We start from the raw sequence: 12,963 nt of genomic DNA on the forward strand, positions 1-12,963 counted from the left end.
TCCGCTTTTTTGTATCAAAACCGGCTCACGCACTCCATCGCCACGGTTTTAAACTCACTGAAGTTTTTGCAGATACAGAGTCGGGCCATGGCGCGTTCACGCAGGAAAGTGACGAAAATATCGTAAATCGCCATCGCCTCTTCGTATTCGCTTTTGCTGATGGCGAGCAGGAAAATCACCTGCGCGGTTTCATCGCCCCAGGCAATTCCCTTCGGGGCCAGCACCGTGTACACCACCGTTTTCTTGGCCATTAACCCCAATGCGTGCGGCAAGGCAATGCCATCGCCGAGCATGGTGCTGACAATCGCCTCACGTTCAATGACCGACTCAACAAAGTCGTCATCAACGAACCCTTCATCGTGTAACTGCTCACACAGTTCGGCAAACAACGTCTGCTGATCGACCGGCTCGTTGATGATACGGAAATGGCGAGCATCAAAGAACTTCTCCAGCATCCACGGACGGGTTCGGTCCACCAGCACCAGCTTGCCGATTTGCTCCAGTTGATAGTCGGTTGGGAAAGGCGACATCACCACCACCGGTTTGTCTTTCTCAGTGATGCGTACCGTCGAAACCACGAAGTCTTCGCTGATGCCATCCCGCTGTTCGTAATCGCGCAGGGTGATGGTTTCGGTCATCACCAGCTGCGGATACTTGCGCTGCAGTACCGCTTCAATCATCCGCACCATCGCGTTGCCCGCATCGCATACCAGCAGCACGCGCGGCTGACGCTGATAACCGATGTTGTAATGGCGCTCAAGCCCGACGCCGATATGCAGCACCAGGAAACCAATTTCATTTTCGCTGATGGTCCACGGCGTGTATTTGCTCCAGCCGGACACTGCCGCCAGAGTCATATCCCAGGCCATCGGATAGTGCTGTTTGATGTTATCAAGCAGCGGATTAGGGATCATAATCTGGTAGCGCACGCGGGTGATCATGGTCTTGATGTGGGTCAGCAGGTCTGCGTGCAGCTGCTCATCGCTGAGCATGTTGTAGTTATAGTGGCTGTTGATGTACTGCAGAATGTAATTCACCAGCGCTTCATCGTCGTCGGCGTTAATCTGGCTCGGGGCGATATCCTGCACCTGGCGCGCCGCAATATGCACTCGTAACCAGTTCTCTTCCGAAGGGGCCAGGGTTTTGCCCGCCAACTGTTGAATCGCGACGGCGATATCACGGGCCGCGTTGCGCACCGCGTCATCGACATCATCGGCGCTGAATTCCGGCAGCGGATACCCCTCGCTAACGCGACGCACCGCCACCGCGCAATACAGCCGCACGAACAGCTCACCTTCGTCGGTGAGGCGAATATGCCAGCGGCTAAACGCGTCCTGCAACACGGATGTCAGTTGCTCAGGCACGCCCGCATTGAGGGCTTCCTGGGTCAGCAGCGGATTGGTGCTGTCCTGCTGCGCCAGTTGCCACAGCAGGTCTGTCAGGCAGGCACGGATGGTCATTTCGCTGCCGAACAGCTTCACGCCGTGCCGCGGCCGGGTTTCCAGCGTCAGCTGATAACGAGCCAGCCATTCACGCACTTCCGCCATATCACCCTGCAAGGTGGCGCGACTGACAAACCATTCATCGGCCAAATCTTCCAGCTTCAGAGAAAAGGCTGACGTCAGAAAACGCACCATCAAATAATGCACCCGCTCGCTACCGGTTCGCGGAATACGCAGCAGGCGCGGGCGGGAATCCTGCAAAGACTGGAACAGCGTCGGGTCATCCACACGCAGCTGATAACCGTTACCCCGGCTAAGCACAAACTGCGCGCCGTGCTGAAGTAGCAGGGCATTGAGCGCGGTGATATCTGCCCGAACCGTACGCGTAGAAACGGACAACCGCTGGGCGAGCTCGTCCTGCGGCAGCGTTTCGTTTTGCAACATATCAAACAGTTGCGCTAAGCGTTGGTTCGGAAATCGCACTCGGGTGTCCTCTTTTCAAAACGGGCGATGAACGCCCGACAGCCAGCTTAATTTTTGGGTGATATCACCATTTGCGATGGGCTGCCTACCGCAGTGTAGCCAGGCTCGAAGGTCAATTTTCCGGTGTGCGGGGCGACCTTAAAGCGAGTGATGTTGTCACTGCGCTGGTTCATGACGTACAGCCACTGGCCTTTCGGGTCCAGCGTGACGGTGCGCGGGTAATCCCCACGCGTCCACACATCATCCTGATGAATGAGCTCACCGTCGGCGGATACCGTAAAGTGTGCGACGCTGTTATGCAAACGATTGGCGACATATAACTGTTTCCCATCGTGACTCAGCGTCAAACCGGCAGCAAAATTGGTGCCTTTATAGTCTTTTGGCAGCGATGAGACGGTTTTTCCTTCGGTCAGCGTGCCCTTCGCCGAATCGAGGCGGTAGTGCGTCAGCGTCGAGGCCTCTTCGTTGATTAACCATAGCCCATCTCCCTTCGGCGTGAAGACAAAGTGACGCGGGCCGGCACCTTTGGAAGATGCAGCAATAAACGGCGGCGTGTTTGGCGTCAGCTTGCCGGTGGCATCATCCAGCTGATACTGGTAGATCCGATCGAGACCCAGATCGGTTGAGAAAACGTATTTTCCCTGCGGATCGGCGGCGATCATGTGCGCGTGTGGTCCGTTATGATCGCTGGCGGCAAAGCTTCCTTCAACGGCGGCTTCTGGTTTGCTCGCGCCCGCCGGGCCTTCATCCTGATGCGTGTCCGTAGCCTCACCGAGGCTGCCGTCCTCTTTCACCGGTAATACCGCAATCGTACCGCTGACGTAGTTCGCTACCAGCAAGTGGCGACCGTTCGGCGTCAGGGACAGATACACCGGGCCCGCGCCGCCGGAAGACACCTGATTCAACTCCGTCAGACTGCCGTCGGCAGCCACTTTCCAGGCCTGCACCACGCCCTTTTCCGCTTCACTGGCGGCGTACAGCGTTTTACCGTCGTGAGAGACGGTCAGCTGCGCAGCATTAGGCAGCGAGCTGACCAGGGTTTTGTCGTGCAGTTCGCCGGTGGAAGGATCGACCGCGAAACGGTACAGACCTTCACCGTTCGGATTGTAGGTGCCGACCCAGGCGAACTGTGTCTGTGCGTTGGCAGCGGTGGCGAGAAGTGATAATGAAGCGACAAGCAGATGACGTGCGGACAGCATGGGAACTCCTTGACGGTCAGTTGATGAGTGGTCTGATACCCTCTCCCGCCTCTCTCCTTTGGGAAAGGGCGGGGTGAGGGCGGGAAATTACCCTACCAGCTTTTTCGTCATCTCCAGCAGCGTGCGCACATCCGCCGGGCGGGTGTTGCCGCTGTCTTTGTCGATGATCGAACTGTAAATGTGTGGGATCACCTTTTTGACGCCCGCATCGAGGGCTATCTTAAGGATTTCGCTGTAGTTTTCCAGATCGATACCACCGGTCGGCTCCAGCCAGAAATCGTGGCGGGCGCAAGCTTCCGCCACGGCCTGATATTCATCACGACACTTAAGGCCACCCATCGGGAAGTATTTGATGGAGCTACAGCCCATATCTTTCAGCAGCGCAATCGCGGTATCGACCGGCACAATGCCGTCCTGCTCTTTGCTGCTCAAGGGACCGGTGGAGATTTTGACCATACCCGGCGTACCGGTTGGCGACACCAGACCGTTAACCACGGTCTCATTCTGCCCCAACAGCGCACGACTGGTGGCCACGCCGGTGAACACCTGGTTCACGTGCTGTGGCTGCACTTCACGGGAAATCTGGCTAACCATCTCGGACTGGTTCGGATCGCCGGCGCCAAGGCCGACGGAGAGCGCGTTATCAATCAGCGCCGCGTATTCACGCATATCGGCAACCGCGGTCGCGACGTCCGGATAATTTTTGGAGAGCACGCCGACCAGCACATGGCCCTCTGCGGCCTCATACACTTCGCTGGCATTCGCTTTCGACCCGGCGAGGACATTCAGACAGACACGGTCACGGTAAAAATTCGGGGTCAGTTTCATGCGTTTTTTTCCTTGTTCAGCACTTCTGCAATACGGCTTGCGACAATCTCCAACTGCTGCGCATTCACACTGCGCACATCAGCTTCAATAATGCCTTCGTTGGCCTTGTAGCCACGGAAGTAGATGGCGTATTCGCCTTTTTTCAGCTCGGACACCAGTTCGCCTGTGGCGATGCGGGTGACGGCTTCATCAAACTTGATTTCGGTACGGGCGATATCACGACCCGCCGCATCCCACACCACGCGGGATGTCACGCCATTCAGGGCGTTGAGAGCAGCAATAAACGGCGTCATTTTTTCGACCATCTGCGCCCCGCTCTCTTTCTCTGCGGTCAGGTAATGTTCGATGGCGCAGGTCAGGCCGAGAATGCCTTCCTTGCCGACTTTCATCGCACGACCAATACCGGCTGACTGGCGTTTAACCCATTCAACATACTGCGTTTTACCGATAACCAGACCGCTGGTTGGCCCTTCAATTGCTTTTGCACCGCTGTAAATCACGAGGTCAGCGCCCGCACGGTAGTAACACTGCAAATCTTCCTCTGCGGCAGCATCCACAATCAGCGGCAGATTGTGTTTACGCGCCACCACGACCGCCTGCTCTACGCTGAGCATACTTTTCTGTACGCAGTGGTGAGATTTGATATAGAGAATTGCCGCGGTACGTGGCGTAATCGCCGCCGCCAGCTGATCGGCGGAACACTCGTTGGCGTAGCCCGCTTCCACCATTTTGCCGCCGCCAAGGGCGATCATGGTGCTGACCGGTGCGCCAAAGTTGACGTTGTGCCCGCGCGGCAGAACGATTTCATTATTCTCAACCGGCGTGTTGTGCAGGTTTTCCAGCAGCCAGTCGCTGTCTTTTACCAGTACCGCAGCAACAGACTGAGCAATCCCGGCGGAGGCGCAGGACACCACGGTCGCGCCTTCCACATCCAGCAACTTCGCGATGTACTCACCGGTTTTGTTGACCAGGTCTTTCATTTCGAAGTAGTGATTCATACCTGTCAGGACCGCCTCAACCACTTCCGGGCGCGGGGTCGACACACCGAGCGCCGTCATACGGCCAGAGGCGTTAATCACTTGTTTAAGCTGGTATTTCTCATAAATCGAAGACATGTTCTGCACTCCCTTGTTCGGTCATATAGCCCTTGCCTGCGCGAATGGCGGCCAGCGGCACCAGATCCTGGTCCGCCTGCAGGGCGTTGTTTTCAGCATCCACCAGCGTGACCGGCTGGCGTTTCAGGGTGAATATGGTGAGGTCGGCATCGAAACCCACCGCCAGTTGGCCTTTGTTCTTCAGGCGAATGGCCTCAGCGGCATTGGCGGTGACGCAGTCGATCACCTGCGGCAACGACATTCCGATCGCGAGGAATTTCGCCATCACGCGGGCCAGCGAATGAACAGGTCCGTCGATGCGGTTGCGGCAATAAATATCAGAACTGATGGTGTGCGGCAGAATGCCCATCGCAATCGCCTGCTTCGCCACCTCAAAGCTGAAGCTGGCGGTACCATGACCCACATCCAGCTTAATGCCGCGTTTCAGGGCGCCGGAAACCGAGGCCCGCAACTCACCCGCAGGGGTCAGAATACGGTTCGGTTTACCGTTATAGCAGTGAGTAATGATGTCGCCAGAAGTCAGCAGTTCAGTGATTTCATCAAGATTCGGCGGGTTATTGCCGATATGCACCATCAGCGGCAGGTCGCCGTTCGCTTTCTGAATGTCTTTCGCTTTTTCCAGCGGCGTGATGCCGTTTTCACCGACCACGCTACTGCTCATGCGCGCCTTCAGGCCGACGATGAAATTCGGGTGGCGCTTGATGGCGGCCGTCGCGGCGTCAGCATCAATGTTCGCCATATTGGCTAATTCGTTTTGCGCAATAAGGCCTACGCGAGAGATGTTCAGCAGCGCATACACGTCGGTGGCACAGGCGCGGGTCAGTTCGTGGAAGGTATCCACATCGTCTGCCCCGGTACTGCCTGCGTCGATGACGGTGGTGACGCCAGTCGCCACGCCCACGCTGTCCGGCTCGTCGTTATAAATGGGCGATTTCGGGTAGCAATGAACATGTAAATCAATCCAGCCCGCGCTGACGTAGTGCTCGCCGTTGAGAGAGACGACTTTCGTCGCCTCACCGTTAATCTCGCCCAACGCTGCAATCTTGCCGTCTTTGATGGCGATATCCGTTACCGTATCGTCAACCAGTCGTGCGCGCTTAAGCAGTAAATCAAACATCGCTTTCTCCTTGCAGACTTAGCCGATCGCGACCGGGAAGATAGACCCGAGGACCATCGCGCCGAGGATAGCCCCGCCGGTGATCGGTTTCTGCCAGATGTAGAACAGTAACGCGCCAACCAGAGAACCGATTCCGATAGGAATGGAGGCGGTCATCGCACTGAGGATAATCAAAGGACCGAGGAAGCGGCCAGAGGCGTTACCCGCGCCCATCATCACGTCGGCACCGTAGGTGGAGTCGCTCTGATTGATGGTGAATTTACGCGCCAGGATAATGATGTAGCCAACTGCCAGGCCCAGAATCAGACCGGTCGCCAGAGAAGCCGCAAAGTTAGCGACCGGGAAAACAATGCCTGCGCCCAGTAACAGTGCCGGAACCCCAAGACCAATACCGGTCTGGATGGCACCGCCGATATCCAGAATCCCCACCAGCGAGCCTTCAATGATTCGGGCGAACAGGAAGCTTGCGCCAAACGCGGCAACCGCACCGTACGCGCCGGTGTCGATACCTGCTTTCAGCATCGCGACGAAGGCCACTTCGTTAAATGCGCCAATGCCGTACAGGTAATACATGTGTGTCCCGGCGAACACGCCGGCGGACAGCAGGCCGACAAAGATCGGGAATGACCAGTCCGCGTACCAAAAACCTTTATTCTGTTCCATGCGTTATCCCCTTATTTCCCGCTCATGGCGTTGTGAATCAGATCCAGCCAGTTCGGCACCGTCATGTGGAAGGATTCAATCATCTTCATGTCGAAGCCACGGAAGAAGGCACTCAGCACAAACAGAGCCACAATCGCGCCCATCATCACTTTGGTGACACGATGCCAGCCGCTCTCTTCAACGCCTTTACCGATCAGAATACCCAGTACCAGGCCCGGTACGGCGTTACCCATAATCAGCTGCGCTGCGCCGCCGAAAATGGTCGCCCAGAAACCGGATTTCTTACCGGCATCAATCGCTGCCAGCCAGAAGATAACCGGCATCACGGTGTTAACCAGCAGGTTAGCCGCAGGGACCAGCACTTTCACCGCAGTCACCTGCAGCGCTTCCGGTACTGCCGAAGCGGTAGAGTTCAGGAATGCCACCACGATCATGCCAATCACGCCACAGGCGATCGCCATCTTTCTCGGGTCGTGCAGGGTTTCTGCCACGTTGCGGTTTTTGATCATCAGCGCCGCGGCACCCCAGTTCGGGATGATGCGGTGGTCAACGTCCTGAGTGAAGGCCCCCGCCGCCACTGAGGATGCCCAGGCGTTAAAGAAGAAGCCCAGGCCAAAGGAGAAGTGGGAGGCCGGGTCACCTTCACAGGAGTTCAGCTCGCCCAATGTACGAAAAGCACCCATCCCTTGTGTGGTGGGCGCATGAAACATGCGTGCAGCTCCGGCACCCACACCGACGCCGACCAGGCCGCCGATAATGAGTGATTTAAAGAGAATAATCAGGAACATGAGTCTGTCCTTTTCTAATGGTTATGTTGTCGTGACGAAATCTACTTTGTCGAGATTTAACGCTGTCACGTTGACGGTGACATCCAGCTCAACGCTGAACGTGCGTCGCTCCCGGCGCAGAAAGATAAACAGAAATGCCTCTTTCCGGACCGATTCCTGCGCATGAACAACCGCCACGTCCTGTGGTTCGATGCGCAGTAAAATATGCGGTGACGCTTTCATCACCGCACCCTGTACCTGGTTGAGAGCATCGGCGAAGGCGCGTGATTTGGCCTCACCTTTGCCCTTGACCCTCACCGTGGTGGTGAATTGTTCTTTCATCTTATGCGCCGTATTTCTTCTGCCAGGCCAGCACCAGACGCTCGCCCAACTCTTCTTTATCCATAAAGCCGAAGCCCAATACGTTCGCACCTTCGTTAATTGCGGTAACGCCTTCATCCACTGAGCGCATGCCGTATTTTGCTTTGTAACCGTGCTTGGTCTGTGCGGTAATCGCACCTGCGCCACCGCTGCCGCAGAAGGAGATGCCGAAGGTGGCATTTTCTGCTTTCATCACATCGCCCAGTTTCATATCAGCAGCAACGCCCGGTACGACTACCGCACGGCCACCGGCCTTTTCCACACCTGCTGCAACTTTCTGACCTTTGCCCAGACGATCGCCAATCACTACGGTAATTTGTTCCATGTTTTGCTCCTTAAAGGTTTTCTTTTGCCACTTCGAAGTGCACCGACAACAGCCAGGCTTCTTCATCCGGAAGGTTGCCGAACTGTGCTACCACTTCACGGGCAAGCGACATTGAATCGGGTGAAATTTCTTCAAACAGGCTGGCTTCTACTTCTGGCAGCGGCTCGCCGGTGATTGACCGGTGTGCCATCGCACGGACATGAGATGTCAGCATTTGCTCCTGGACGGCGTTCGGGATGATGCCATGACCTTTCAGCAGGCTGTAAACCTGGCTCAGCATGCGTGTCGCAAGCTCTTCTGTCTGACTCCCAACGTCGGTAATGACTGCTCCGTTGTTCACTCTTCTGACCCCGTTTGTTGCGTCTGACTTAAAACTAACGTGGGCGGTGTTGGGTTTGTAGCGAGTTGTTTTCCACTTCGAAGTGGAAAGGGGAGAGGCGGAAGTGATCTGTCCCACATAATTTCACTGAATGCGGATTAAATGCTAGATAAGCGTGATGAATATCACGGGAAACGGCTGAAAAGAGAGCAGGAGAAAGTGGAAAAACGTTGCGAGCTTTCGCGTAAAACTGTGATGTCGATAAGCTTTTATGATGACGATGCGGGAGAATGAGGGGATGGCTGCCAGGGAACGTTTTTTCCCCGGCAGGGTAACAATGAAATTAACGGTATTTTTTGTGGTACGTATTGCGCGTTCCGGCGAGATCAAGCGCCACGCCCTGCGCTTCCTTAATTTTGCCTTCATTGGCAAATTTGGTGGCGCTGTCAATCTGGCCAATCAGAATATCAAAACCGTGGCGAAAATCTTTCATTTCAGCGCTGTCTGGCGCTTTGTCTTCCAGCTTCGGTGGCGTTTGCTTCTGAGCATCCAGCGCCGCTGTGCGCATTTTGCCGAGCGCCGCTTTCATTTCAGCCGCATCGTCGGTTTTCTGCACCACTTTCAGGTTCTCAGACAGCGTGTCCATATCATCGCCGAGGTCGGCAAACGCCGGTGCTGCGCCCATCATCAGGGTCGAGACAGCCAGCATTGCCAGCAGGTGTTTACGCATTGCTCACTTCCTTCATTTTTATTATTGAACAGACGTGGCGCGGCAGGTCGCGCCACCATGAGAACACTTTTATTGGCCCGCGATCTTCATTTCCGGTAGCAGTACGGAACCGCACTGAATGTTGCTACGCGTTTCGATATCGTCGGCCACGGTCACGATATTACGCCACATCTCTTTCAGGTTGCCAGCGATGGTGATTTCACTCACCGGATACTGGATTTCACCGTTTTCAACCCAGAAGCCTGATGCACCACGAGAGTAATCTCCCGTTACGCCACTCACACCCTGCCCCATCAATTCGGTGACGACAAGGCCGGTGCCCATCTCTTTAAGCAACTTTTCAAAACTCAAACCCTGGCCCTGAATGCGCCAGTTATGAATGCCGCCAGCATGGCCGGTGCTTTTCAGCCCCAGTTTGCGGGCAGAGTAGTTAGTCAGCAGCCATTGCGTCAGGATGCCGTCTTTAATGATGTCGCGACGGGAGGTGCGCACGCCTTCGCTGTCGAACGGCGTCGACGCCAGGCCTTTCAGCAGGTGCGGATGCTCTTCGATAGTCAGCCATTCCGGTAGAATTTGCTGACCGAGTGAGTCCAGCAGGAACGTGGATTTGCGGTATACCGCACCACCGGCAATGGCACCAACCAGATGACCAAACAGCCCGGTGGCCACTTCATTGGCAAAAATCACCGGCGCTTTCATGGTCGACAGTTTACGCGGCGAAAGGCGAGACAACGTGCGTCGCGCACAGTCTTCGCCGACAGATTCCGGATCGAGCAGATCGCCCATCGCACGGCCAATGGTGTAGGCGTAATCACGCTCCATATCACCATTTTCTTCGGCAATGACGCAGCTCGACAGCGAATGGCGGGTCGAGCAATAACTCTGCAGCATACCGTGGCTGTTGCCGAACACTTTTACGCCGTAGTGGCTGTTGAAGCTGCCGCCTTCGGTATTGGTGATGCGTTTGTCTGCCTTCAACGCCGCTTGTTCAGCGCGCGCGGCCAGCTCAATAGCTTCGTCCGGCGTCACTTCTGCCGGGTGGAACAGGTCGAGGTCCGGCGCGTCAAAGGCCAGTAACTCCCTTTCCGCCACGCCCGCGAACGGGTCTGGCGAGGTGTAACGTGCGATATCCAGTGCGGCCTGCACAGTACGCGCGACGGCGTCCGGGCTTAAATCCGTGGTGGACGCGCTGCCTTTGCGATTCTGATGGTAAACCGTAATCCCCAGGGCGCCGTCGCTGTTAAATTCGACGTTTTCCACTTCGCCGTAGCGCGTGCTGACGCTGATCCCGGTCGATTTACTGACTCCGACCTCTGCACTATCAGACTTGCCTGCCGCCAGCTCGAGGGCGGTGGAGACGGCTTTTTCCAGTGCTTTACGCTGTTCTGCAACCTGTGTGATTACTTTCATCGCTAATGCCATAATGTAGAAAGGAGTTTATTGAAGTCTAACAGAGAACCGTTTTTCAGTGCGCTCCTTAACTGATAACATGTGTCTCTTTTTTTAGGAGCCTGAGATGACAAAGCAGCCCGAAGACTGGCTCGACGACGTGCCCGGTGATGACGAGATCGAAGATGAAGATAATGAAATCATCTGGGTCAGTAAAAGTGAAATTAAACGCGACGCCGAGGAGTTAAAAGACCTTGGGGCCGAAATCGTAGAGCTGGGTAAAAACGCGCTGGACAAAATCCCGCTCGATGACGACCTGCGTGCCGCCATTGAACTGGCGCAGCGTATCAAGAAAGAAGGCCGCCGCCGTCAGATGCAGCTGATCGGCAAAATGCTGCGAAGCCGTGACGTAGACCCAATCCGTCAGGCGCTCGATAAGCTGAAAAACCGCCACAACCAGCAGGTTGCTCTGTTCCACAAACTGGAACAACTACGTGATCGTCTGGTGGATGAAGGGGATGACGCGGTAGCGGAAGTGCTGAATCTGTGGCCAGATGCCGATCGTCAGCAGCTGCGTTCGCTTATCCGTAACGCGAAGAAAGAGAAAGAAGGCAACAAACCGCCGAAATCTTCGCGCCTGATTTTCCAGTATCTGCGCGAACTGGCCGAAAACGCCGGCTAAGTTATTGCCGGATGGCACTGCGCTTATCCGGGCTACGGATACACGCCGTGCAGGCCGGGTAAGACGAAGCTGCCACCCGGCAAAAAATCAGCAATCTGTAAGCCCGGTAAGCAAAGCGCCACCGGGCGTGTTGATTACTCTGCCGCTTCCGCTTTTTTAGTCAACATATCCAGCAGTTTCTGGTGGATGCCACCGAAACCCCCGTTACTCATCACCAGAATGTGATCGCCCGGCTGTGCGGATTTCGCGATCATGTCGACCAGCGTATCCACGTCAGCGCTGAAATGCGCAGGCTGAATGCAGGCTTCCGCCACTTCCGCGACCTGCCACGGAATGTGCTGCGGCTGTAACAGGAACACTTCATCGGCACGGCCAAGAGACGGTGCAAGATCGTCTTTGCAAATGCCCATTTTCATGGTGTTAGAACGCGGCTCCAGCACGGCAAGAATACGTGCCGTTCCGCCGACTTTGCCACGCAGCGCCTGCAACGTCGCGAGGATTGCGGTCGGATGATGCGCGAAATCGTCGTACACGGTGACGCCGTTGGCTTCGCCACGCAGTTCCAGACGACGACGGGCATTGACGAACGAGCCCAGCGCCTCTGCCGCATCGGCAGGCTTTACGCCCACGTGGCGCGCGGCAGCAATCGCCATCAGACCATTGTGCATGTTGTGCTCGCCCACCAGGCCCCATTTCACCTGACCGACTTTTTCACCGTCGAGGAACACTTCCCATTCGGCGGCATCGGTAGTGATTTTCTTCGCCTGCCAGTGACCCTGTTCGCCCACCAGTTCCTGCTCGCTCCAGCAGCCCATCGCCAGGGTTTGCTTCAGGTTGATGTCGTTTTCCGGCGCGATAATACGGCCCTGGCCCGGCACGATGCGCACCAGGTGGTGGAACTGCTTCTGGATCGCTTTCAGATCGTCAAAAATATCCGCGTGATCGAACTCAAGGTTGTTGAGGATCAGTGTGCGCGGGCAGTAATGCACGAACTTGGAACGCTTATCGAAGAACGCGCAGTCATATTCATCGGCTTCAATCACGAAGAACGGGCTGTCGCCCAGACGCGCGGATACGTCGAAGTTGCCCGGTACGCCGCCTATCACAAAACCTGGTTTATACCCGCAGGCTTCGAGGATCCACGTCGCCATCCCGGCAGTGGTGGTTTTTCCGTGGGTACCGGCAACGGCCACGACCCAGCGGTCGCGCAGTACAAAGTCATGCAGCCACTGCGGGCCGGACATGTACGGAATGTTTTTCTCGAGCACCGCTTCAACGCACGGATTGCCACGAGTCATCGCGTTGCCAATGATGACCAGATCCGGCTGAGGCTCGAGTTGGCTCACGTCATAGCCCTGAATCAGGGAGATACCCTGCTCTTCCAGCAGCGTGCTCATCGGTGGATACACATTGGCGTCCGAACCCGTCACTTCATGGCCCAGGGAGCGTGCCAGCATCGCCAGCCCGCCCATAAAAGTGCCACAAATCCCCAAAATATGAATGCGCATACGTCATTATCCCTT

The 12,963-nt window shown here is 56.0% G+C and carries 15 protein-coding genes; 2 read left to right on the plus strand and 13 right to left on the minus strand.

The window, feature by feature from the left end; all coding sequences use genetic code 11:
* Positions 1 to 14 precede the first annotated feature (14 nt).
* The 10 genes from MUU51_RS13480 to MUU51_RS13525 form a co-directional block, all read right to left on the minus strand.
* Positions 15 to 1,925 (minus strand): BglG family transcription antiterminator, encoded by a 1,911-nt coding sequence (locus tag MUU51_RS13480; RefSeq protein WP_159774874.1) that lies wholly within the window; start codon positions 1,923 to 1,925, stop codon positions 15 to 17.
* 47 nt (positions 1,926 to 1,972) lie between these two features.
* The gene (locus MUU51_RS13485) at positions 1,973 to 3,124 is read right to left on the minus strand and encodes a lactonase family protein (protein WP_159774876.1); all 1,152 of its coding nucleotides are present in this window, start codon (positions 3,122 to 3,124) and stop codon (positions 1,973 to 1,975) included.
* Positions 3,125 to 3,211: 87 nt separating this feature from the next.
* The gene (gene dagF / locus MUU51_RS13490; protein WP_159774878.1) at positions 3,212 to 3,952 is read right to left on the minus strand and encodes a 2-dehydro-3-deoxy-phosphogluconate aldolase; all 741 of its coding nucleotides are present in this window, start codon (positions 3,950 to 3,952) and stop codon (positions 3,212 to 3,214) included.
* Positions 3,949 to 5,067 (minus strand): DgaE family pyridoxal phosphate-dependent ammonia lyase, encoded by a 1,119-nt coding sequence (locus MUU51_RS13495; RefSeq protein ID WP_159774880.1) that lies wholly within the window; start codon positions 5,065 to 5,067, stop codon positions 3,949 to 3,951. The genes dagF and MUU51_RS13495 overlap by 4 nt, the downstream gene beginning before the upstream one ends.
* Positions 5,051 to 6,184 carry an amidohydrolase/deacetylase family metallohydrolase gene (locus tag MUU51_RS13500; protein ID WP_159774882.1) on the minus strand — a complete coding sequence of 378 codons (1,134 nt, stop codon included), beginning with the start codon at positions 6,182 to 6,184 and terminating at the stop codon, positions 5,051 to 5,053. The genes MUU51_RS13495 and MUU51_RS13500 overlap by 17 nt, the downstream gene beginning before the upstream one ends.
* 18 nt (positions 6,185 to 6,202) lie before the next feature.
* Positions 6,203 to 6,847, minus strand: a complete 645-nt coding sequence (locus MUU51_RS13505) for a DUF4310 family protein (RefSeq protein WP_159774884.1) — start codon at positions 6,845 to 6,847, stop codon at positions 6,203 to 6,205.
* A gap of 11 nt (positions 6,848 to 6,858) precedes the next feature.
* The gene (locus tag MUU51_RS13510) at positions 6,859 to 7,635 is read right to left on the minus strand and encodes a DUF4311 domain-containing protein (RefSeq protein WP_159774886.1); all 777 of its coding nucleotides are present in this window, start codon (positions 7,633 to 7,635) and stop codon (positions 6,859 to 6,861) included.
* 21 nt (positions 7,636 to 7,656) lie between these two features.
* Positions 7,657 to 7,956, minus strand: a complete 300-nt coding sequence (locus MUU51_RS13515; protein WP_159774888.1) for a DUF4312 family protein — start codon at positions 7,954 to 7,956, stop codon at positions 7,657 to 7,659.
* Position 7,957: 1 nt separating this feature from the next.
* Positions 7,958 to 8,320, minus strand: a complete 363-nt coding sequence (locus MUU51_RS13520) for an SFCGS family glycine-rich protein (RefSeq protein ID WP_159759391.1) — start codon at positions 8,318 to 8,320, stop codon at positions 7,958 to 7,960.
* Between the two features lie 10 nt (positions 8,321 to 8,330).
* Positions 8,331 to 8,660, minus strand: coding sequence for a glycine dehydrogenase (locus tag MUU51_RS13525; RefSeq protein ID WP_110512152.1), 330 nt, complete (start codon positions 8,658 to 8,660; stop codon positions 8,331 to 8,333).
* Between the two features lie 141 nt (positions 8,661 to 8,801).
* Here MUU51_RS13525 and MUU51_RS13530 point away from each other — a divergent pair, with 141 nt between their 5' ends.
* Positions 8,802 to 8,933, plus strand: coding sequence for a hypothetical protein (locus tag MUU51_RS13530; RefSeq protein WP_258967933.1), 132 nt, complete (start codon positions 8,802 to 8,804; stop codon positions 8,931 to 8,933).
* A 49-nt stretch (positions 8,934 to 8,982) separates the two neighbouring features.
* Here the strand turns inward: MUU51_RS13530 and cybC are convergent, their stop codons facing one another.
* Positions 8,983 to 9,369, minus strand: coding sequence for a cytochrome b562 (cybC, locus tag MUU51_RS13535; protein ID WP_159774890.1), 387 nt, complete (start codon positions 9,367 to 9,369; stop codon positions 8,983 to 8,985).
* Positions 9,370 to 9,438: 69 nt separating this feature from the next.
* Positions 9,439 to 10,791 (minus strand): metalloprotease PmbA, encoded by a 1,353-nt coding sequence (gene pmbA / locus MUU51_RS13540; RefSeq protein ID WP_258967934.1) that lies wholly within the window; start codon positions 10,789 to 10,791, stop codon positions 9,439 to 9,441.
* Between the two features lie 94 nt (positions 10,792 to 10,885).
* Here pmbA and yjgA point away from each other — a divergent pair, with 94 nt between their 5' ends.
* Entirely contained in the window at positions 10,886 to 11,440 is a 555-nt protein-coding gene (gene yjgA, locus MUU51_RS13545; protein ID WP_159774894.1) for a ribosome biogenesis factor YjgA, read from the plus strand.
* Positions 11,441 to 11,574: 134 nt separating this feature from the next.
* Here the strand turns inward: yjgA and mpl are convergent, their stop codons facing one another.
* Positions 11,575 to 12,948 carry a UDP-N-acetylmuramate:L-alanyl-gamma-D-glutamyl-meso-diaminopimelate ligase gene (mpl, locus tag MUU51_RS13550; protein WP_159774896.1) on the minus strand — a complete coding sequence of 458 codons (1,374 nt, stop codon included), beginning with the start codon at positions 12,946 to 12,948 and terminating at the stop codon, positions 11,575 to 11,577.
* Positions 12,949 to 12,963: the final 15 nt, after the last annotated feature.

This window comes from Scandinavium manionii (assembly GCF_024764775.1).
Classification (GTDB): domain Bacteria; phylum Pseudomonadota; class Gammaproteobacteria; order Enterobacterales; family Enterobacteriaceae; genus Scandinavium; species Scandinavium manionii.

Bases quoted from the DNA above. Each gene is read 5' to 3' on its own strand.
- mpl (WP_159774896.1), bottom strand. From the start codon at position 12,948: ATGCGCATTCATATTTTGGGGATTTGTGGCACTTTTATGGGCGGGCTG.
- MUU51_RS13520 (WP_159759391.1), bottom strand. From the start codon at position 8,320: ATGGAACAAATTACCGTAGTGATTGGCGATCGTCTGGGCAAAGGTCAG.
- cybC (WP_159774890.1), bottom strand. From the start codon at position 9,369: ATGCGTAAACACCTGCTGGCAATGCTGGCTGTCTCGACCCTGATGATG.
- MUU51_RS13505 (WP_159774884.1), bottom strand. From the start codon at position 6,847: ATGGAACAGAATAAAGGTTTTTGGTACGCGGACTGGTCATTCCCGATC.
- MUU51_RS13500 (WP_159774882.1), bottom strand. From the start codon at position 6,184: ATGTTTGATTTACTGCTTAAGCGCGCACGACTGGTTGACGATACGGTA.
- MUU51_RS13510 (WP_159774886.1), bottom strand. From the start codon at position 7,635: ATGTTCCTGATTATTCTCTTTAAATCACTCATTATCGGCGGCCTGGTC.
- yjgA (WP_159774894.1), top strand. From the start codon at position 10,886: ATGACAAAGCAGCCCGAAGACTGGCTCGACGACGTGCCCGGTGATGAC.
- dagF (WP_159774878.1), bottom strand. From the start codon at position 3,952: ATGAAACTGACCCCGAATTTTTACCGTGACCGTGTCTGTCTGAATGTC.
- MUU51_RS13485 (WP_159774876.1), bottom strand. From the start codon at position 3,124: ATGCTGTCCGCACGTCATCTGCTTGTCGCTTCATTATCACTTCTCGCC.
- MUU51_RS13495 (WP_159774880.1), bottom strand. From the start codon at position 5,067: ATGTCTTCGATTTATGAGAAATACCAGCTTAAACAAGTGATTAACGCC.
- MUU51_RS13515 (WP_159774888.1), bottom strand. From the start codon at position 7,956: ATGAAAGAACAATTCACCACCACGGTGAGGGTCAAGGGCAAAGGTGAG.
- pmbA (WP_258967934.1), bottom strand. From the start codon at position 10,791: ATGGCATTAGCGATGAAAGTAATCACACAGGTTGCAGAACAGCGTAAA.
- MUU51_RS13530 (WP_258967933.1), top strand. From the start codon at position 8,802: ATGCTAGATAAGCGTGATGAATATCACGGGAAACGGCTGAAAAGAGAG.